Origin of the sequence: Alistipes senegalensis JC50 (assembly GCF_025145645.1) — a bacterium.
Lineage (GTDB): Bacteria > Bacteroidota > Bacteroidia > Bacteroidales > Rikenellaceae > Alistipes > Alistipes senegalensis.
This window is the reverse complement of the sequence record NZ_CP102252.1, coordinates 2,106,510-2,127,605: the sequence shown is the minus strand read 5'-3', so window position 1 is coordinate 2,127,605 and position 21,096 is coordinate 2,106,510. Positions and strand designations below refer to the sequence as shown.

The window sequence follows — 21,096 nt, the reverse complement described above, 5'->3', positions numbered from 1 at the left end:
ATGAATACGAAACGACTGACCCCGATCCTCGCCGGCCTGCTGGCGCTCTTCGCGCAGGGCTGCGAAACGCGCCCCGCGCACATCCGCGTCCCGCTCGACGGCCGGACCGACTACACTGCACACGTGCGGGAGATCCTCCGCGCACACCCCGAAGGAGCGTTCACGCTGGAATTCGGACCCGGCGTCTACGACTTCTATCCCGAGCAGGCCGAAGAGCAGTTTCTGCGCGTGTCGAACAACGACAACGGAACCAAACGCATCGCCTTCCGCATGGAGGGAATGCGCCGCGTCACCGTCTGCGGGCACGACACCGAGTTCCGTTTCCACGGCGAGCTGATCCCCTTCTACATCGACAGCTGCGAGGAGATCACCCTCCGGGGCGTCACGATCGACTACGACGTGCCGTTCGTGCTGGAAGGCCGCGTGATCGCACAGGACGCCGCGACACGCAGTATCGACCTGAAAATCACCAGCGGAAACCCCGTGCGGGTCGAGGACGGAGAGCTGATCTTCTCGGGCTACGGCTGGGAGCAGACCCAAGGCGACAACATCGTCTTCGACACCCTTACCCATGCCCCCTATTACAACACGGCCCGCTTCCTCCATCCCTACTGGCAGCGGAAACTGACGGCCGCGATGCTCGGCCCCGACACCGTACGGCTGACGGGATTCCTCTCCCCGGAACTGCCGCCCGTGGGCTCGGTCTACGCCGACAAAGGCCCCTTCCGCAACAACCGCCGCTGTCCGGGCATCGTCGTGCACCGCACGCGGGACCTGCGGATCGAGCAAACGACCGTCCACGCCTCGGGCGCCATGGCGCTGATCTGCGAGAACACCGAGGACGTGACGCTCGACCGATACGATGTCCGTCTGCGGGAGGGCTCCGGACGCTTCATTTCGGCCTCGGCCGACGCCACGCACTTCGTCAACTGCCGAGGTACGATCCGCTTCGACGGCTGTCTGTTCGAGAACATGCTCGACGACGCCACGAACGTCCACGGAACCTACATGGCCGTAGACACGCTTTCCGGCGACCGGCTGACCGCCCGTTTCGGGCACGTCCAGCAGCAGGGATTCGACTTCGCCCGCGCCGGCGACACTCTGCGGCTGATCGACCGCATCAGCCTTCGCCCGCTGGAAACCTTCGTGGCGGCCGAAGCCCGGCCCCTCGGCGACGAGCGGTGGACGATCCATGCGGCGGGGCCCCTCGCCACTCCGCCGTCGGAACACCTCGCCGTCGAGAATCCCCGCAACATGCCCGCCGTCGAGATGCGCCGCTGCACGGTGCGCAACAACCGCGCGCGAAGCATCCTGATCTCGACGCCGCGCCCCGTGACGGTCGAGGACAACCGGTTTTCGTCGATGATGGCCGGCGTGCTGATCGCCGGCGACGCCAATTCGTGGTTCGAATCGGGCAGCGTCGGCGATGTCGTCATCCGCCGCAACACCTTCGTCAATATGGGCACGGGCGGCGAAAATCCCCAGTCGGTATTGCAGATCTCACCCGAGATTCCGGCCTCGGGCCGCGGCGGCGGCTTCCACTACCACGGACGCATCGTCTTCGAACAGAACACCGTCCGCACGTTCGACTCGCAGGTGATCTACGCCCTGAGCGCCGACCGGGTGGAAATCCGCGGCAACCGCTTCATCCAGAGCGACTATCCGCCGATCTTCGACGGACTGTCGTACATCGACCTGCAACACTGCCGGGAGGCCGAGATTTCGGGCAACAGCTTCGAAGGCGACCGCACGGCCGAGGTGAGCGCCGTCGGCTGCGGCAGCGTCCGGATGGCCCCCGGGCAGCCGGGATTCGCCGACGCGACGGTCGAGAAACCCAACACCTACTACTACAAACAATAACGACACCCATGCGCACTTCCACCCTGTTCACAGCCCTGTGGCTGATTCTTGCGGCCGCGGGCTGCACCCGCCCGGAGTTCCGGCCCGGAGCGGTCTGGACCGACACCGGCGGCGCCGTCATCAACGCTCACGGAGGCGGCATCCTCTACGACGAAGGCCGCTACTACTGGTTCGGCGAGCACAAGACCGCAGGCGAGGCGGGCAACCTCGCGCAGGTCGGCGTACACTGCTACTCCTCGGAGAACCTCTACGACTGGCGCGACGAAGGCATCGCCCTGTCCGTGGCTCCCGAAGGCTCGGGCAGCCCGATCGAAAAAGGCTGCATCCTCGAACGCCCGAAGGTGATCCGCAACGCCCGCACGGGCAAATACGTCATGTGGTTCCACCTCGAACCCAAAGGGGCCGGGTACACGGGCGCCCTGAGCGGCGTGGCGGTCAGCGACCGCGCAACGGGTCCCTACACCTTCCTGCGGGCCGAACGCCCCGACGCCGGGGTCTATCCGGTCAACGCCCTGCCGCAGCATTTCGGCAAGAGCCGCGCCGCGGGGATGCGCTTCGACGGCGGCAGCCTGCCCGAACACCCCGATTCGCTGAACCTCGTGGGACGCGATGCCGCGCAGGGGCAGATGGCCCGGGACATGACGCTCTTCGTCGATGACGACGGCCGCGCCTACCACGTCTACTCCTCGGAGGAGAACAGCACGCTCCACATCTCGGAGCTGACCGACGACTACCTCGCCCACAGCGGCCGCTACGCGCGGTTCTTCGTCGGGCGGTTCATGGAAGCCCCGGCGCTTTTCAAACGCGGCGGGCGCTATTACCTGATGATGTCGGGCTGCACGGGCTGGGCCCCCAACGCCGCCCGCTCGGCCGTCGCCGAATCGGTCTGGGGCCCGTGGCAGGAGCTCGGAAACCCCTGCGAAGGCCCCGGAGCCGAGACCACCTACGATTCGCAGAGCACCTTCGTCGTCGCCGTGGCGGGCACCGACCGCTATATCTACATGGGCGACCGCTGGAACCCGGCCGACGCCGCCGACGGACGCTACGTGTGGCTGCCCGTGCGGTTCGAAGGGGACGGATTCCGCGTCGAATGGCGCGACCGCTGGCGCTGGGAAGAGTGACTGAATGCAAAACCAACCTACCGCATATGAAACAAACTTACCAACCTAAAAAACGTTGAACATGAAACACAGCTATCGCACCCATTTGCGTCTGTGGCTCACGGCGCTGGCCGGGCTCTTCCTCCTGGCCGTGCATGCGCAGTCCGGCGCAGAGGTCCGCATCCAAGGAAAGGTCACGGACAAACAGCACAACCCGATCACGGGCGTCGTCGTAGCTGTCCTGGGCCGGCAGGCCGGAACGACGACCGGCACGGACGGCACGTTCACCATCACGGCCCGTGTCGGCGAGACGATCGAAATATCGTATCTCGGCTACAAGAAACAGCAGCTCAAGGTGACGCAGGCCATGACCCGCGCCGACATCACGCTCGAAGAGGACGCCCTCGCCGTGCAGGACGTCGTGGTCATCGGCTACGGCACGACCAGCAAGGAGAAACTCACGGGCGCCGTATCGACGGTCTCGACCGCCGATTTCAAGAACCGCCCGATCACCGACGTATCGCTGGCCCTCCAAGGCAAGATCACGGGCGTGCAGGTGACCCAGACCTCGGGCCAGCCCGGAGCCGACGGCGGCACGATCACCGTGCGCGGCATCGGCACGCTCAACGATTCGTCGCCGCTGGTCATCATCGACGGATTCGAATCGTCGTTCGACAAGGTGGACCCCAAGGACATCGAGTCGATGTCGGTCCTGAAAGACGCCGCCTCGGCCGCCATCTACGGCAACAAGGCCGCCAACGGCGTCATCCTCATCACCACGAAGAAGGGCCGTTCGGGCCGCTTGCAGGTCGAGTACAACGGATACGTCTCGGTCCAGCAGGTGACCCGCTATCCTGACCTGCTCGGATCGGTCGATTACATGAACCTCTACAACGAGGCGTGCCTCAACTCGGGCCAGCAGCCCCGTTACAGCCAGAGCTACATCGAGCATTTCCGCAAGGGCGACGATCCGGCGCTCTACCCCGACCGCGACTGGGCCGACTTCTACTTCAAGCCCGCGATCCTGCACAACCACTACGTGAAGCTCAACGGCGGCACCGACCAGCTGGCCTACACGCTGTCGATGGGCTATCTGGGGCAGGACGGCATCCTCGAAGGCACGGAGTACGACAAGTATAACTTCCGCATCAACACGACCAGCTCGCTGCTCAAGGACCGGCTGAAAATCTCGACCAACGTCGCCGGGTATTCGGGCGTCAAGAACGACCTGGTGGACGGCACGGGCAACACGCTCTACCGGATCGTGGCCATGAGCCCGATGGTCAACGCCAAGATGGAGGGTTACGGCTGGACCGACTGGTTCTACGACGACGCCGTGCGCGAAGCCGGAGGTTTCAACAAGACCAGGACCGGGAATTTCAGCGGCAACCTCAACCTGCAACTGTCGCTGCTGAAGAACCTGCGGCTGGAAGGCGCCGTCAACTACGACCGCACGACCGAAACAGGGCAGATATACGCCCCGAACGTGGACCTCTACAAGGTCTTCACGGGAGCCGACGGTACGCAGACCATCGGCAAAAGCACCTCGCGCGAGTCGTCGATCACCGAATCGACCTACCGCTACGGCAACCTTTCGAGCTACGTCACCCTCTCCTACTGGGCCACGGCCGGCGACCACCACCATTTCAAGGTGCTGGCCGGATGGCAGCAGGGGCAGTGGGACAACAAATACTACAAGGCTTCCCGCACGCGCCTGACCACCAACCTGCCGTCACTCGAAGTGGGCGACCCCTCGACGCAGAAGAATTCGAGCTGGGAGACCGAAGTCAAGAGCATGTCGCTCTTCGGGCGTTTCAACTACGACTACAAGGAGAAATACCTCGTCGAGGCCAACATCCGCTACGACGGCTCGTCGAAATTCGCCGAAGACCACAAATGGGGCGTCTTCCCGTCGTTCTCGGCCGGGTGGCGCATCTCGCAGGAGGCGTTCATGCGCAACGTGCGGTGGATCGACGAACTGAAACTGCGCGCCTCGTGGGGCCAGCTCGGAAACGAGAAGATATGGAGCTCCTACGCCGGCATCGACATCCTCTCGATCGGTTCGTGCAACTACATCTGGGAAAACCAGCAGGTCACCGGAGCCGCAACCTCCTACATCGCCGACAAAAGCCTCACATGGGAGACCACCACGCAGTACAACATCGGTCTGGACCTGCGGCTGTTCGGCTCGCTGACCTTCACGGGCGACTTCTACGTGAAGGAGACCGACGACATTCTGATGCAGCTGCCCGTGTCGGGCATCTTCGGCTTCACCGAGGACCCGTGGAAAAACGCCGGGCGCATGCGCAACACCGGCTGCGAATTCGCGCTCTCCTACTTCAAGGCGTTCCGCAAGTGGGAGTTCAGCGCCGGGGCCAACCTCTCCTTCAACCGCAACAAGATTCTCGACCTGAAGGGCCAGAGCCCGATCCTCAACTCCACGACGGGCATCCTGCTCGAAGAGGGCCGGCCGATCAACACGCTCTACGGCTACGAGGTGGAGGGCATCTACCAGAGCGACGAGGAGATCCACAACCACCTGACGACCTTCGACCGCAACGGCAACCCCGTGAACTCCTACTCGGGACTGGTGGCCGCGCCGGGCGACATCCGCTTCAAGGACCAGAACGGCGACGGGATCATCGACATGGACCACGACCGGGTGGCGCTGGGCGATCCCAACCCCGACTTCCTCTTCTCGTTCAATCTCGGGGCCCGCTGGAAGGGCTTCGACCTGACGGCCTTCTTCCAGGGCGTCTGCGGCGGCGAGGGATGGAGCACGGGCGAACTGGTCTCCCCGTTCTTCAACGGCTACAACACCGCGGCCTGGATGACCGAACGCTGGACCCCCGAACGTCCCAACAACACCTATCAGCGGGTCTACATCGACAACCAGCGCGCGAAGATCAAATCGGACTATTACGTCGAGGACCTCTCCTACATGCGCATGAAAAACCTCGAACTGGGCTACACGCTCCCCAAATCGCTGGTCGGCAAGATCGGGATTTCGGGCGTCCGCGTCTTCGTCAGCGCCCAGAACCTCTTTACGCTCACCCGCTACAAGGGTTTCGACCCCGAGCGTGCGGGCGTCAACGCCACCAACATCTACGATTACCCGCTGGTCCGGACCTTCACGGCCGGCCTGAACGTAACCTTCTGAGCCATGAAAAAGTTTTCCACACTCTTCATCGCAGCCCTGCTGCTCGCGGGATGGTCGAGCGGCTGTGCCGACTATCTGAACACCGTTCCCGTGGACAAGTCCTCGCCCAACACCTTCCTCAAGGGCGTCGAGCAGGCCAAGAGCATGTTGGCGGGCATCTACTACTGCTTCTACGACGATTCGCCGGCCTACATCACGCCCTACACCTACGAAAACATGTGCGACAACTCCTACAACCACCACACCTGGGAGTTCAGCGCCGAATTCGCGTCGGGAACGCAGACCGCCGCGAGCTGGTGGGCCGAACTGAAATGGACCAAGGACTGGCAGGCCATCTCGCGCGCAAACTCCCTGATCCGGTCGATGGCCCTCGCCACGGGCATCGGCCCCGCGGACAGCCGGAAAATCCTGGCCGAAGCGCGGTTCCTGCGCGCATGGTTCTATTTCGATCTGGTGCGCTTCTACGGCCGGGTGCCGCTGGTGGACGAGAACTCGCCGCAGGAGAACGCCCCGCGCGAGGAACTCGACAAGGTGATGGCCTTCATCAAGGGCGACGTGGAATATGCCGTCGGGAATCTCGACAACATCCCGGGCGGCGAGGTCGCCAGCCTCGGAGCGGCCCTCATGCTCCGATTGCAGATCGCGCAGTACGAATACGACAACGCCGAGGTCATCGCCTGCGCCAAGGCGATCAAGGAGCTCGGATACGATCTCTACGGCGACTTCCGCAAGCTGTTCCTCGACGAAGGCATCAACGACCCCTCGAACAAGGAGGTGATCTTCAAGGTCAACTACGCCGAGGACCTGCGATCGAGCTACATGACCCAGCTGTGGTACAACTGGTTCTCGTTCAATACGACGCTCGAAATGGTCAACAGCTTCTTCACGGCCAACGGACTGCCCGTCAAGCCGCTCGAAGCCGACAACGGCGCCTCGATCCCGGCCGATCCGACCTACGACAAGGACTATCCCTTCGAGAACCGCGACCCGCGCCTGAAACTCTCGGTGCTCTGCCCCGGCGACGAATACCGCTGCGACGGCACCTCCCGCTATCAGGTCCACTGGCAGCCCGCCAACTGGGACAACAAGACCGGCTTCGCGGCCAAAAAGGGCGCCAACGAGACGCTCGGGAACCTCAACAACGACGGCGGCGACAAGATCCTGATGCGCTACGGCGAAGTGCTGCTGGCGTGGGCCGAGGCCGAGAACGAGGAGAACGGCCCCAAGGGCGCCTACGAGATGATCGACCGGCTGCGCCGCCGCGTGGGGATGGTCACCCTCACCGAATCGCTGCCCAACCTCACGAAGGAGACCATGCGGGCGCTGATCCGTAACGAACGCCGCGTGGAGCTTTTCCACGAGGGCCAGCGCTGGCACGACATCCGCCGCTGGAAGATTGCCGAGAAGGTGATGACCGACGCCCACGGCCTCGACGTTTCGAAATTGCAGTACTACCCTTCGAGCGGCGCCACGTCGCCCTACTGGCAGTACGAGGAGATCGTCATCGACAAGCGTTCGTTCAACAAGGACCGCGACTATCTGTGGCCGATTCCGCTCAAAGAGCTGAACGCCAATCCGCTGATCCGCGACGACCAGAATCCCGGTTATTAACCCCCAATGCCACTGACAATGAAACGTTTCACCGCATATCTGATTCCCGCGGCCGCCGTTCTGGCCGCGCTGCTGAGCCTGTCGTGCGAACAGCAGATCGACTACGTCGATGCGACGTGGGCGCGCCCCGTCTCCCCGGCCGAAGGCTCGACCCTGAAGATCGACTTCTTCAAACCCGACGACAAGCAGGTCTTCACCTGGGAGGCACGTCCGGGAGCCACCTACAAGATCGCCTTCGACGTGGACATGCACTTCGAGAACGCCTGCGTCTACGACATGGGGCAAAAGGATTCGCTCGTGCTGACCAATTCGGAGATGCTCGACATGCTGCGCACCGTCTGGCCCGACTTCTCGGGCGTCAAGCGCTTCTTCTGGCGCGTCGAGCAGACGCGCGGCCACGAGGTGCGCACCTCGTGGCGCTATTTCAGCGCCATTCCGCTGGTCGAGAGCTTCACCGACGCCCGCGACGGCGAGGTCTACGGAGCCTGCCAGTTCATCCTCAACGACGGTTCGCTGATGACCATCATGTCCGAGAACCTGCGCGCCACGGTCTATGCCGACGGCGAATCGCTGCCCGTCGAAGCCAAGGTGGCCGCGGGCGGCGGCTATTGCAACGACCCGCTCTACGTGCAGAAGGTCGGCCGCTACTACTCGTGGGCCGTCGCCACGCGTCTGACGTGGGACGAGGCCAAAGCCGCCTACGAAGCGGGCCAAACGGTGCAGGGCGTCTGCCCCGAGGGGTGGCACCTGCCCTCGATGGACGAATTCAACGCCCTGCGCGAATACCTCGGGGCCGACGGTGCCAATGCCGTGAAAGACCCCTCCTACTGGCCGACAACCGCCGGCATCACGAACAGCGCCAAGATGAACGTCGCGGTATCGGGATTCTACTGGCACGAAGGGCTGACGTTCCTCACCGACCCGACCTTCACGGCGCGGTTCTGGACATCGACGCCCCGTCTGCGAGGCATGCAGTTCGCCTACGGCGACAGCGCCTCGGCCGACGATCCCACGAAAGCCGTCCTGCTCTCGATCTACGACGACGCCTCGACGCTGAACATGCAGTCGTACAGCATCGTACCGTCGGTCGAGAACCACATGTACCCCATCCGCTGCGTGATGGACCCGATGTAAACCCAAACTGCGAAAAAGCCATGAAAATGCACCTGATCATATTCGCCGCGCTGCTGGGCGCCTGCCAGCTCGCGGCCTGCAAGGAGGACGAACCCCGCACCCCGCAAAACGGTCCGGAGGAGGCCGCCTATCCCCACCGCTACTACATCGACCCCGAAAACGGGGCCTACTACAACACCGGGCACTCCCCCTCGCAGGCGTGGGAGAGCATCGACCGCATCCTGGAGCGTTCGTGGAAGGCCGGCGACACGATCCTCATCAAGCGCGGTACGGTCTACAACGGATCGCTCACGCTGCGTGGCAGCGGTTCGGCCGAGGCGCCGATCGTGTTGGGCTCCTACGGGGACGAGAGCCTGCCCCTGCCCGAGATCGCGGGCGGCGGAAACTACGAAGCCATCCTGATCCGCAATGTCCAGTACTGGGAGTTGCAGGACCTGCGGATCACCAACAAGGGCGAAGCCCCGCGGCCCAAGATCGCCGGCATCCGCATCGAGGCCGACAACATCGAGGGCGGCGTGATGAACCACATCCACATCCGCCGCTGCGAGATCGCCGATGTCTACGGCACGAAGACCCACCACAACGAAGGCGGCGGCTCGGGCATCTTCTACTACAACGTCATCGGGGGTTCGAACCCGTCGTCGTTCCACGACCTGGTGGTCGAGGACTGCCGGCTGACCGACTGCCAGCGCGACGGACTGACGGGCTATCTCTCGACGGGCGACCGCTCGCTGCGCAAGGCCAACACGGGCTTCGTGTTCCGCCGGAACGTCTTCGAGGGCATCCCCGGCGACCAGATCATCGTCAACGGCTGCGACGACGCCCTCGTGGAGTACAACGTCGTGCGCAACTGCGCGCCGGGCGATTTCGCCGACGAGAGCGTCCCCAACCGCATGGAGGCCGCCGCAGCCCTGTGGTGCATCCACAGCGACGGCACGATCTTCCGCTACAACACCGTGCAGGACCACAAGGCCACGTGGGACGGACAGGCGTTCGACGTTGATCAGAACTGCCGCAACACGCTCTTCGAGTACAACATCTCCTACAACAACACGGGCGGCTGGCTGATGCTCTGCCCGAGCGACGTGGCGTTCGACCGCAATTTCGTCTCGCAGGAGGGCACGGTGGTGCGCTACAACGTCAGCATCAACGACGGCACGCGCGACTACGTGAAGGGCAACGGCCAGACCCTTTCATCGACGATCGACGTGGTGGGCCGCGTGGGCGGATGCCATTTCTACAACAACACCATCATCAAGACCCGTTCCGCCGCGACGCACGCCGACAACACGGCCGTCACGTTCGACAGCTACACCAACATCGAAGGGTCGCTGGTCTTCACCAACAACATCTTCTACAACACCACCGGCACGGCCAATCCCTTCGTCAAGGTCGGCACGGGCGAGTTCATCGACGACCGGGGGCTGATTCTGCGCAACAACTGCATCTGCGGCTACCGGGAGGGAACCATCCCCGGCACGGGCGGCCACAACGTCGGAACGATCCTCGCCGACCCGAAATTCGTCCGCCTCGTGGAGGAGTTCACCGCCGATAACGACCTGATCGACAAGGAGCAGATCCTCGCCGGACTGCAACTGGCCGCGGGGTCGCCCTGCATCGGTGCGGGCGCCGGAATCGCCGACGAACCGGTATTCCCGCTCACGACCGACTTCTGGGGCGAGCGCATCGGCAACGCACGCAACATCGGGGCGTATAACCATTAAAACCAAAGGCCATGAACAACATCATCCGAAATACCGCTCTGGCGGCCCTGTTCGCCGCTCCCCTGTGGATCGGCGGCTGCAACAAGGAAAACGATTTCTACGAGGTGGGGCGCCAGCCGGTGACGCTGACCCGCCCGGCGATCGACACGGTCATCGTCCTCGATCACGAACATCCCGACTCGCTCTACACCTTCGCATGGCATTCGCGCCGCCATTTCATCGACTACAAACTGCGCTTCGGTCTGGACGAGCGATTCACGACCTCCTGCGAACAGAATCCCGGCGTGAGCGACTCGTGGCGGATGTCCACGCTGCAACTCGATTCGGTGCTGAGCTCCATGAACGTCGCCGTCGGCGCCACGGTGAAGCTCTACTGGACGGTCGAAGTGGTCGATCCCGAGGTCGGCTGGTGCGACGAGGTGCGGCGGCTGACCGTCACACGCTGCGAACTCCCGACGGGGCTGATCCTGCTTCAGAGCCCCGCAAGCGAGGCGAAGATCGTCCTCGACAAGAAGAGCCCCGAAGCCGGGGTCGCCTTCGAATGGGAGTGCCCCTCGACCGTTCCCGACTACACGTTGCATGTCGGTCTCGACGCCGGACTTTCCGGCGAAGGGACGATGACCGTGCCCTGCCGGTCGGAAACCTCGCACGCCTTCACCATGCAGGAGCTGGACGACTGGCTGGCGGCGCAGGGGATCGAACGGAACGCCGAAACCGCGATCTACTGGCAGGTGACGGGCACGGGCGATCTGAACAACCCGATCGAGAACAGCGCCGTGCGCACGGCGACCGTCCGGCGCTTCACGAAAGACCCGGCGGCGCTGACGCTCGCGGAGCCCGCGGCCGACGCCGAACTGCTGCTCGATGCGGAAAAGGCCGACGAAGCGGTGAAATTCGCGTGGGCCTGCGACACGACGGGAATCACGTACACCCTGCGGCTCCACGACGCCGAATTCGACAAGAGCGCGACCTTCAGCACGGGCGAAACGGCCTCCTACGAGATTTCGCAGGGTGATCTGGACCTGCTGCTGGAACAGACTTTCGGCATGGTCGCCTCGCAAAAGAAGAAATTCACGTGGAGCGTGACGCCGAGCGACACGGAGTTCGCCGCAGCCGACGAAACCGAACGGATCGTCTACATCCGACGGTTCGAAGCCGTAACCGCCGCCGATCCGATCACTCTCACCGCAGGCCCGGCCGACGGAACGGACTACGCCCTCGACTATGCCCGCAAGGACGAGACGCTGAGCACGGCGGCATGGACCTGCAACGCCCGCGGAGTCACCTATGCGCTCGAATACAGCCTCAATGCCGACATGAGCGCGTCGAAAACCCGGCCCCTGACGGCCGAGAAATCCGCCGAGCTGACCCACTCGCTGCTCGACGACATGCTCTCCGACCTGGGAGGCGCCTACCTCACCCGCACGGTCTACTGGCGCGTGACCTCGACGGTCAGTATCAAGACCGCGCCGTCCGAGACCCGGAGCCTGCGGCTGACGGGCATGCTGCGCCCCTACACCGACCTGCGCGACCCGGCCAGCCCGGAGACCTATGCGGTGGTGAAGATCGGCGAAGACATCTGGATGGCCGAGAACCTCCGGGCCCTGTCGTACAGCGACGGAACGGCATTCACGACCGTCGATGTGATCTACGGAAAACCCGCGGCCAAGACCTTCGCCAACGACCTGATCGGCGATGCGAAAGTGCGCGGCGTCTATTACAGCTGGCCGACGGCCTTGCGGACCTACGAAGAGGCCACCGAGGCCGAAGACACCCGCATGCAGGGCGTCTGCCCCGAGGGATGGCACGTCTCCACCATGCAGGAGTGGAAAGCCGTGCGGGCCGCCGCGGATTACAGCGCCGCGCGGGTCAAGTCGGCGCAGTACTGGACCGGCAGCACGGGCACGAATGACACGGGGCTGAACATCGTACCGGCCGGCAAGTTCTGGCACGGCAACGTCCCCTCGCCGGACAATGCCGACGACAAGGCCAGCTTCTGGACGACGACCAAGACCGACGCCACGACGGCCCAGATGTTCGAGGTGTTCGGCTGGAGCAACGAGATCGTTCCCTGGAATTTCAATTCGCGCCCGTGGAGCGAGGGAGACGGCACGGCTTCGATGCTGGTGAACGTGCGCTGCGTCCGCGACCGCGACTAAACCGAAGAATCCGGGCGGAATGCTCCGCCCGGATTTTACAAAACCGTCCGATGAAACGCACTCTATTTTACATATGGCTGCTTTCCGGCCTGCTCACCGCCGCCAACTGCTGCGCCCGGCCCGTCGTCGGGTTCATCACGAACGGCGAAGGATGCAACATCGACTGGCGGAAGGAGCTGCCGGAATACGACGTGGCGGACGCCGGAGACAAGAATTTCCTGCTCTCGCAACAGTTGTGGAACCTCGACGAACGGCTGCTGAACCGCCGTCCGGAGATCTGCGCGGTCTATTCGGGACTGCCCGAAATCCTGCTCGGGCAACCGATGCCGCGCACGCTGGAAGCCTACCGGGCGATCTGCGAACGGCTCGATGCGGCGGGAGTCCGGCCAGTGATCCTGCTAACGCTCCCGGCATCCGGCGAACATCCCGGTCTGAACGACCGCATCGCCCGGCTCAACGAAGCGCTGAAAGGCTTCGCCGTAAGCCGGGGCTACGCCTGTTTCGACCCCTCGGCAGGTCTGACCGACGGGACTTGCCTCTCTGCGGAGTACACCGCCGACGGAGTGATGCTCGACGAAGCCGGGCTCGCCCGGTTCGCGTCCAATGTCCGGCAATTCCTCGGCGGGATGCTCCCGGACGGAGAACCCCTTCCGGCCTCCGTCCGATCGAACCTGGCCGGCGAGGTGATCCGGCGCATCCTGTCCGAATCGCCCGCAAAGGTGCGGATCGTCCTGCTCGGAGATTCGCTGACGGCCAACGGCAGGGACTGGAATCCCCGGCTCGGGCGGAACGACATCCGGAACGCCGGGCAGGGCGGCTATCTGACCGGGCAGATGCTGTGGATGCTGGACACCTGCGTGATCGCTGCCCGTCCCGAAATCTGCTTCGTACTGGCGGGCATCAACGACCTCTTCAACGACATCCCGCCCGCGACCGTCTTCGCCAACCAGCGGCGGATCGCCACCCGTCTGATCGCAGGCGGCGTCCGGCCCGTCGTCCAGTCGGTGCTCTTCGTCCACGGCAACCCCGCGCTGAACGCACGGATCGGCGAGCTCAACGCCCGGCTCCGGGAGTGGTGTGCGGAGAACGGGATCGACTGGCTCGACCTGAACCCGGACCTCGCGGACGCCGACGGGCTGAAACGCGAATACACCACCGACGGCACCCACCTCACGGAACAAGGCTATGCGATCTGGTCCGGGCGGCTGCGGCGCTATCTCGGCAACCGAAACACGAACCTATAAAACCCGAACGAACATGAAAAAACTGTTTTTCCTGCTGTGCGCCTGCTCGCTGTCGGGCGCGGCGCTCGGAGCCGGTCCCGAGGCGAATATCGTCCCCCGTCCCGCATCGGTCGTTCCCGGCGAAGGAACCTTCACCCTAACCGCTTCGACCGTGATCGGCACGGGCCGCGACGCCCGACTGCGGAACGTCGCCGAACTCTTCGCCGAAGCCGTCGAACCGGTGCTCGGAGGCCGCATGAAAAGCGCCGCCGGAGGTGCCGTCAACCTGACGACAGACGATACGCTGGCCGCCGAAGCGTATGTGCTCGAAATCACGACGTCGGGCGTCGCAATCCGCGGCGGCACGGCGCAGGGCGTGTTCTACGGCCTGCAAAGCCTGCGCCAGCTCGTCGTGAACGGCTACGGCGTCCTGCCCGTCGTGACGGTGAAAGACCGTCCGTTCTTCGAACACCGCGGAGGCATGCTCGACTCCGGCCGCTATTTCTGGACCCCGGACCAAGTCAAAGAATTCATCGACATCCTCGCCCTGCACAAGATGAACCGTTTCCACTGGCACCTGACCGAAGATCAGGGCTGGCGCATCGAAATCAAGAAATACCCCGAACTGACCCGCGTCGGGTCGGTGCGCCGGGAGACGATCGTGGGCCACTACGCCAATTCGACCGAATACGACGGGACGCCCTACGGGGGATTCTACACCCAGAAAGAGATCCGCGAGATCGTGCAATACGCCGCCGACCGCTTTATCACGGTGATCCCCGAAATCGAACTGCCGGGGCATGCCGTGGCGGCGCTGGCCTCCTATCCGTGGCTGGGCTGCCGGGGCGAAGGCTACGAGGTCCGCACGCGCTGGGGCATCAGTCCCGAAGTCTACTGTCCGGGCAAGGAAACGACGTTCGGATTTTTGCAGGACGTTTTCACGGAGGTTCTGGCGCTGTTTCCCTCGGAGTATATCCACATCGGCGGCGACGAATGTCCGAAAGAGAGCTGGAAAACCTGCCCGATGTGCCAGCAGCGCATCAAGGACGAGGGGCTGAAAGATGAATTCGAACTCCAAAGCTACACCGTGCGCCGCATGGAGAAATGGCTCGGCGAACACGGCCGCAAGATCATCGGCTGGGACGAAATCCTCGAAGGCGGGGTTTCGCCGACGGCCACCGTCATGTCGTGGCGCGGTTCGAAAGGCGGTATCGCCGCAGCCAAAGCCGGCAACCATGTCATCATGGCGCCGAACGATTTCTGCTACCTGGACTACTATCAGACGAAAGATCCGATGAAGGAGCCGCTGGGCATCGGCGGATTCGTCCCGGTCAGCAAATCCTATGCGCTCGACCCCTACAACGGGCTTGCACCGGAGGAGCGGCCCTACATACTCGGCGTTCAGGCGAACCTCTGGACGGAATACATCTTCACGTCCACGCATCTGAAACACATGCTGCTGCCGCGTCTGGCGGCCATCGCCGAGGTGGGCTGGGCCTACGATCGCAAGGATTTCGCGGATTTCAAACGCCGCATGAACTCCTTCCGCAAATGCTACGATGCCGCGGGATACAACTACGCCACCTACTTTTTCGACGGCAAAGACGAATAAAACCGAACGGGAGACAATCTTTCGATTGTCTCCCGTTTTAGTTGCAACCCGGAGAATCCCTAATTTACGATCCGCCCCAAAATCCCGGAACAGATCAAAGCTCGACCACGGGAGCGCCCGTCCAATCGACCAGCCTATCGGCCGCGGCCAAATCCGTAAAGGGAAAATCCGTAAGCAACCGGCGCAATTTCCTGTCGGCACCCTTCAGCCCCACATAGGATTTGAATTTCCGGGACCACGGCAATTCGCCGATCATGGGCTGCCCGGCATCGAGATCGCGCGGATGAATGTACGAAATCATGTATTCGGACTTCTCCTCAGCCCATTTGCGGATCAGCCAATAGGGAAACAACCGGAAATATCCGCCGCCGGAGAAGATGATGTGCCGTCCGCCGATCTCCTTGGTACATATCGGGAACTCCTTGATCCTCACACCTTCATGGCTGATAACACTCGGCACGGCACGGCCGTAGGAAGGGATGCCGCCGTGCGCGTGATGCGCCGGAAACACCGAACAATCGACCTCGATCCCGCACTCCTGGATAACCTCGAAAGCCCAGGCTTCGCTGCTGCGGATCGAAAAGCCCGGTGCGCGGAAATACCGCACCGGTTTTCCGGTGATATCCTCCAACAAACTGACCGAAGCGCTCACATCCTCCTTGAAAGCCTTCCGGTTCTGCTGCCATACGAGTTGGTGGTTCATCGTATGGCTCCCGATTTCATATTTTTCGGCGATGCGCCGCACAAGATCCGGATAAGTCCGGGCGATCCATCCGATCACGAAAAACGTCGCCCGCGTATCCGTATCTTCGAGAATCCGGAAAATGCGCTCCATATTCTCGTAAATGCGGACCGGATAGCGGACCCACTCCGCCTCGGAGCGTGTAGAGTCATTGTCGAGGAGATGGAACCACTCCTCGACATCGAACGTAAGTATGTACATGACATTTAGCGACCGGAAGAAATCAACCGGTCATAACAGAGTTGGATACAATAAGATATGAAAAATATAACGGGAAGAATGGCCAGTACGAGATAAACAGCCTTCCACCACTCATTTTCAGGATTGTATACGAACAGGCCGCAATAATATATCTGCCGATGGAACAAATAAGCAGCCATACTGCCGTAACTGAAAAAACGGATCGGTTTACCGATGCAAGAACAATCGGCCAACCGGTTCGAGCCCGACAACAATAAAAAAGTTCCGATAAATCCGCCGACCATCATCACCAACGCATTCGGTCGGTACAGCACCCATCCCAAACAAAGCAAATAGGCAATAACTCCGGTTATTAACAGAGCTTTCGATGCGTATAAATGAGCCTGCGTCCGGGGGGGGGTATGCCGTGCAAAAAGGACCCCCGCCGTATAGACGGTGAAATAATAGAAGAACCGGTTATCCACCCCCGTATGGAACACGACTTTGAACAAGGCGGCTCCCGCCATGATCCCGCTGTATACAACCAATTTGTGAACGACACCGCCTCGTTGCAAAAAAGGAGTGAGCAAATAAAAACCGATCAACATGGAAACATACCAAAGCGTATTGATCTGCGGAGCGAAAAAAGTCGAAACTCCGAGCACACCTTTCCAAGTCTGTTCCCAGTCATTGAATCCAATCAACAACAAGGTAAGAGCCGACAGCACGAAAAGCGGATAGAGCCGAAGCAGGCGTTTTGCATAGAAAGCTCGAATCTGAGTCCAATTCTTGAATTCGTTCTTTCCGGCAAGGAAATAGGCGGAAATAAAAGTGAAAGTTCCCAGACATCCCCAAGTCACCATCCGGGCCCATTGCAATTCATGCAGGGGAGAGAACAGATACTCAGACAAATGATAAATTCCCACGACCCAAATCATCGCAACACTTCGTGCGATATCATATTTCATGTCCCGCATAACACCTACTTACGTTTGCTTTTCCGGAAATCGGCACTCGCCAGTTTCTTGATACCGCCTAAAAATCCGGCGATCATCGGCAACGGATCGCTCCACGCCCCGTCGGCATAATACACGTTCCTTCCGAAAAACCGGAACCAATTCGGCCGGGTATGGAAACGGTCCCCGCTTTTATAAAACCACAGTAATTCGGTTGCAAAATTCCGCAATATCTTACCCGGCATATACCGATACGACTTATAGCCGCGCCCGAGCGCCCGGTCCACCATCACCTCGGCAAAGTTCACCCCAGATACAAACGACGCTTTAATCGTTCCCGGAACTCTCGGATTGATCTCCATCAATTTGACAATGCCGTCGCGAGGGTCCTCGATACAATCGAAATCAGCCATCCCCACCCAATCCAGATAATCCAGAATCCGAGCATACAATCCGACCAAATCCGGACGTTCAATGGTCAGATTACAGGTACTCGTTCCTCCGTCCAGCGGATAATAACGGCTCTTTTCGTAAACGCTCGAAGCCACGATCGCCCCGGACTCACTGCGATACAGTTGTACTTTGTATTGGGTTCCAGTCTGCGGAATGAATTCCTGGATGCAGCTTGCTCCGAATTTTTGCACCGTAGTCTGGTAATACCGCTCGAAATTCTCCCGGCTATGAATTATTTTGATTCCTTTGGCTCCGGCGCCCAGATTGGGTTTTATCAGGCACGGATATCCGACATAACCGATCGCCTTTTCGTATCCGATCTTTTCCGGATTCGCAGTTCGGGGATGGGGAATCCCCAATGTTTTGCAAGTCTCCATCAAAAGCTCTTTATCGTGTCCCCGAATGAATACCTCCCACGCAGGAATATCTACTTTGGAACCCGAAGCTTCGATCTCCATCTTATGACGACTTGCGAATTCGGCCGTATCATTGAACAGCGGAATCACCAGATCCTGAGGATTCATCCGGATGTATTCAAGCAGAAAATCAAGATAGGCTGTTTCGTCCGTCTTGGGAGCAGGGCACAATACGCGATGGCGTGCATATCGGGAAAAATATCCGTAAGAAATCCGGTCTTCGCAAAAAATCGTAACCTCCGCATTCAAACGGGTCAAGGCCTTCATCATCGGCAACGCCTGAATGGTATGACCATCCAACAATAAAATCTTCATGATTGAATCTTAATTAACGCCGCCAAAGCCACAAAAGAATAGACCGTCTTATCCACACCGGCAAAATACGCACGGGAGAATGCGTTATAATATTACGTAATAAATCTTTTCGAGAATAGAATCCAATATTATAAAAGAATCGAAAAGTCTTGATCTCATTGCACATATACCTCCAACCACCCCGTCGGGCAATCAAAGCAGGTGAGGTCCGAACATAATAAAGAACCTCTTGAATATTATAAAACCGAGCTCCATTCATTATCATTCTAACCCACAAATGATAATCTTCATAAAGGTAACAAATTTGGTAATTTCCGGCATCAATTACCGCTTGCCTCCGAAATACACAACCAGGATGCGACATTGGAGATCTGCTATGTGCTAAATTTATAATATCATCATGCTTCTCCGGCCGATGTTTTATACAAAGCAATTGATTCTTATCAAGTTCAAACATTCCTGTCCAACAGCTTACGACATCATACCCTTCATCCAATTTCCGGATCTCCTTTTCGAAGCGGGTCGGCGCGATCAAATCATCCGTATCCATACGCGCCACATACTCGTACGAACAAGCCGACAGTCCCTTGGCCAAGGCCAGGCCGAGACCGAGATTCGTTTCATTCGTCACGATCTTGAAAATCGGATAACGGGTCGAATACTCCTCGATAACGGCATCCAATTCCGGGGTCAGAGGCCCGTCCTTCACCAAAACGATTTCCGCAGGCTGCAACGTTTGTGCGAACACACTGTTCAAAGCTTCCCGGAAATAAAGCGGAGATTCCTTGCAGTAGATCGAAATCAGAACAGAAAACTCATTCATATTACCTCATCCTTTTTATGGCCCGTATCAAAGAAACCATTTTATTATGTCCCGATTCTCCCAATCCGCAACTCAATATTTTATGAAAGGCTTTTTTAATTCGGTGTTTCAACGTCGCATCAATCCATTTTCCATCGAAATGATGGACCGTATACGTCTCAGAAGAAATTTTGATTTTCAATGTCTGATAATTTTTCGGAGAGAAATAAACCGACGGAAACAACGTAATCTCCGGCAATTCCTGAACCCGATCGGGTCTGTCCTTAAAATCAAACAACTGATGAAGCTTCTCGTAAATCATTCCCGGAATAGGGCGAACATCGAATTTTCCGTCAGGCCGAACGAAATGTCTGCCTTCGTAATATTCCAACGCACATCCGATCCACGGGCAGCGAGGTTCCGCACCGATAATAGCAGCTTCTAAAGCACCCGTAGAATCGTATCCGAGAAACGATTTGCAAACCAGCAGTTCATCCATATTTTTGAGAACCTCCACATCGGCATCAAGGTATATTCCTCCGAAATGATACAGCGCATAACACCGGATATAATCCGCAGCAAACGCATATTTCCGATTTCGATATGCCTCCTGCACCCATTCCGACGCTATACCATCCGCCTTTGCTTTATCCCACAATACGAACTGGTATCCAGGCAGTTTTTCTCGCCATGAATTGATACAGTGTTCAATCAGCGGAGGATACGGCTCTCCGCTTAACCAACAAAAATGAATGATTTTCGGAATCATAAACGACGCAAATGTGTTGCAGGAGCTTTATAGAAAAATAATACGGACAGAAATTTTATCTTCTGGCGAAACGGAGCTTCGACAAAAAACACTTTAGGAAATCGCGTTATGGCATACAAAATCCGATACAAAAGATACACGCCATAAGCCGTCCATTTTTTCATATAGATAAAGCCTCCCTCTATTGCCAGCATATTGATTCGGGATTTGCTGCTTTTGCCTTCCAAATGAACAATCTGCGGCCCCGCTATGATCTTACTGAAGCAACCAGCAGCTGCATACCTTCTCTGCAAATCGTTTTCTTCATGATACATGAAAAAAACCGGATCAAAAAAGCCCTCTTTTTCGATAATGTCCCTACGAATAAACAAATCAGCGCCAATGACGACCGGGACTATAAACCCATCGACCGGAACCGATCGAGGAGGCGTACTTCTCAAAGACCGAACAAAAAATTGACCGAACGATAAAAACGGACCATACGAACGAACGGGCATTCCGGAAGAGTCTTCCAAAATCGCCCCCAAACACACAACAGATTCAGGTTCTACGTCCATTGCATCCTTAAAAATTTTTATAGCATTGTTTTTCAGATAAGTATCCGAATTCAATAGAAAAATATATTTCCCGGATGCATATTCCAAGCCTAAATTATTGGCTCGTCCAAATCCCATGTTCTCCCGACTGTGCACATAGATAATTCTCCGGTCTTTGGAAAAATAATCATAGCTGCCATCCTCGGAAGCGTTATCGACAATAATTACTTCAAACTGGATATTCGCCGTATGCCGGAATATACTATCAATACAATCCCTGGTCAAGGCCAAAGTGTTATATGTAACAATAATTACAGATACATCCATGAAAACGCTATTCTAAC

The 21,096-nt window shown here is 59.2% G+C and carries 15 protein-coding genes; 9 read left to right on the top strand and 6 right to left on the bottom strand.

What is annotated here, in order from left to right:
• The 9 genes from NQ519_RS08295 to NQ519_RS08255 all read left to right on the top strand — a co-directional run bounded on the left by NQ519_RS08295 (position 1) and on the right by NQ519_RS08255 (position 15,583).
• Complete coding sequence (locus tag NQ519_RS08295; protein WP_019151624.1) at positions 1-1,860, top strand: alpha-1,3-galactosidase-related protein; 1,860 nt, start codon at positions 1-3, stop codon at positions 1,858-1,860.
• 8 nt (positions 1,861-1,868) lie between these two features.
• A complete protein-coding gene (locus NQ519_RS08290; protein ID WP_019151625.1) occupies positions 1,869-2,981 on the top strand; it encodes a glycoside hydrolase family 43 protein in 1,113 nt (370 codons plus the stop codon).
• 61 nt (positions 2,982-3,042) lie between these two features.
• Complete coding sequence (locus NQ519_RS08285; RefSeq protein WP_019151626.1) at positions 3,043-6,120, top strand: SusC/RagA family TonB-linked outer membrane protein; 3,078 nt, start codon at positions 3,043-3,045, stop codon at positions 6,118-6,120.
• Between the two features lie 3 nt (positions 6,121-6,123).
• Positions 6,124-7,731 carry a RagB/SusD family nutrient uptake outer membrane protein gene (locus NQ519_RS08280; protein ID WP_019151627.1) on the top strand — a complete coding sequence of 536 codons (1,608 nt, stop codon included), beginning with the start codon at positions 6,124-6,126 and terminating at the stop codon, positions 7,729-7,731.
• Between the two features lie 18 nt (positions 7,732-7,749).
• Positions 7,750-8,865, top strand: coding sequence for an FISUMP domain-containing protein (locus NQ519_RS08275; RefSeq protein ID WP_019151628.1), 1,116 nt, complete (start codon positions 7,750-7,752; stop codon positions 8,863-8,865).
• A 26-nt stretch (positions 8,866-8,891) separates the two neighbouring features.
• Entirely contained in the window at positions 8,892-10,589 is a 1,698-nt protein-coding gene (locus tag NQ519_RS08270; protein WP_259810561.1) for a right-handed parallel beta-helix repeat-containing protein, read from the top strand.
• An 11-nt stretch (positions 10,590-10,600) separates the two neighbouring features.
• Positions 10,601-12,748, top strand: a complete 2,148-nt coding sequence (locus tag NQ519_RS08265; protein ID WP_019151630.1) for a SusE domain-containing protein — start codon at positions 10,601-10,603, stop codon at positions 12,746-12,748.
• Between the two features lie 50 nt (positions 12,749-12,798).
• Positions 12,799-13,992, top strand: a complete 1,194-nt coding sequence (locus tag NQ519_RS08260; RefSeq protein ID WP_019151631.1) for an SGNH/GDSL hydrolase family protein — start codon at positions 12,799-12,801, stop codon at positions 13,990-13,992.
• 13 nt (positions 13,993-14,005) lie between these two features.
• Positions 14,006-15,583: a beta-N-acetylhexosaminidase gene (locus tag NQ519_RS08255; protein WP_019151632.1), complete on the top strand. Its 1,578-nt coding sequence runs from the start codon at positions 14,006-14,008 to the stop codon at positions 15,581-15,583.
• Between the two features lie 94 nt (positions 15,584-15,677).
• Here the strand turns inward: NQ519_RS08255 and NQ519_RS08250 are convergent, their stop codons facing one another.
• The 6 genes from NQ519_RS08250 to NQ519_RS08225 are packed head-to-tail and all read right to left on the bottom strand — an operon-like array spanning position 15,678 to position 21,079.
• A complete protein-coding gene (locus tag NQ519_RS08250; RefSeq protein WP_019151633.1) occupies positions 15,678-16,526 on the bottom strand; it encodes a polysaccharide deacetylase family protein in 849 nt (282 codons plus the stop codon).
• Positions 16,527-16,531: 5 nt separating this feature from the next.
• A complete protein-coding gene (locus NQ519_RS08245) occupies positions 16,532-17,482 on the bottom strand; it encodes an acyltransferase family protein (RefSeq protein WP_019151634.1) in 951 nt (316 codons plus the stop codon).
• Between the two features lie 5 nt (positions 17,483-17,487).
• Positions 17,488-18,645 (bottom strand): carboxylate--amine ligase, encoded by a 1,158-nt coding sequence (locus NQ519_RS08240; RefSeq protein WP_019151635.1) that lies wholly within the window; start codon positions 18,643-18,645, stop codon positions 17,488-17,490.
• A 13-nt stretch (positions 18,646-18,658) separates the two neighbouring features.
• A complete protein-coding gene (locus NQ519_RS08235; RefSeq protein WP_019151636.1) occupies positions 18,659-19,468 on the bottom strand; it encodes a glycosyltransferase in 810 nt (269 codons plus the stop codon).
• Between the two features lies 1 nt (position 19,469).
• On the bottom strand, positions 19,470-20,216 hold the full coding sequence (locus NQ519_RS08230) for a glycosyltransferase family 32 protein (protein WP_019151637.1): 747 nt from the start codon (positions 20,214-20,216) through the stop codon (positions 19,470-19,472).
• The gene (locus NQ519_RS08225) at positions 20,213-21,079 is read right to left on the bottom strand and encodes a glycosyltransferase family 2 protein (RefSeq protein ID WP_019151638.1); all 867 of its coding nucleotides are present in this window, start codon (positions 21,077-21,079) and stop codon (positions 20,213-20,215) included. The genes NQ519_RS08230 and NQ519_RS08225 overlap by 4 nt, the downstream gene beginning before the upstream one ends.
• Between the last annotated feature and the right edge of the window lie 17 nt (positions 21,080-21,096).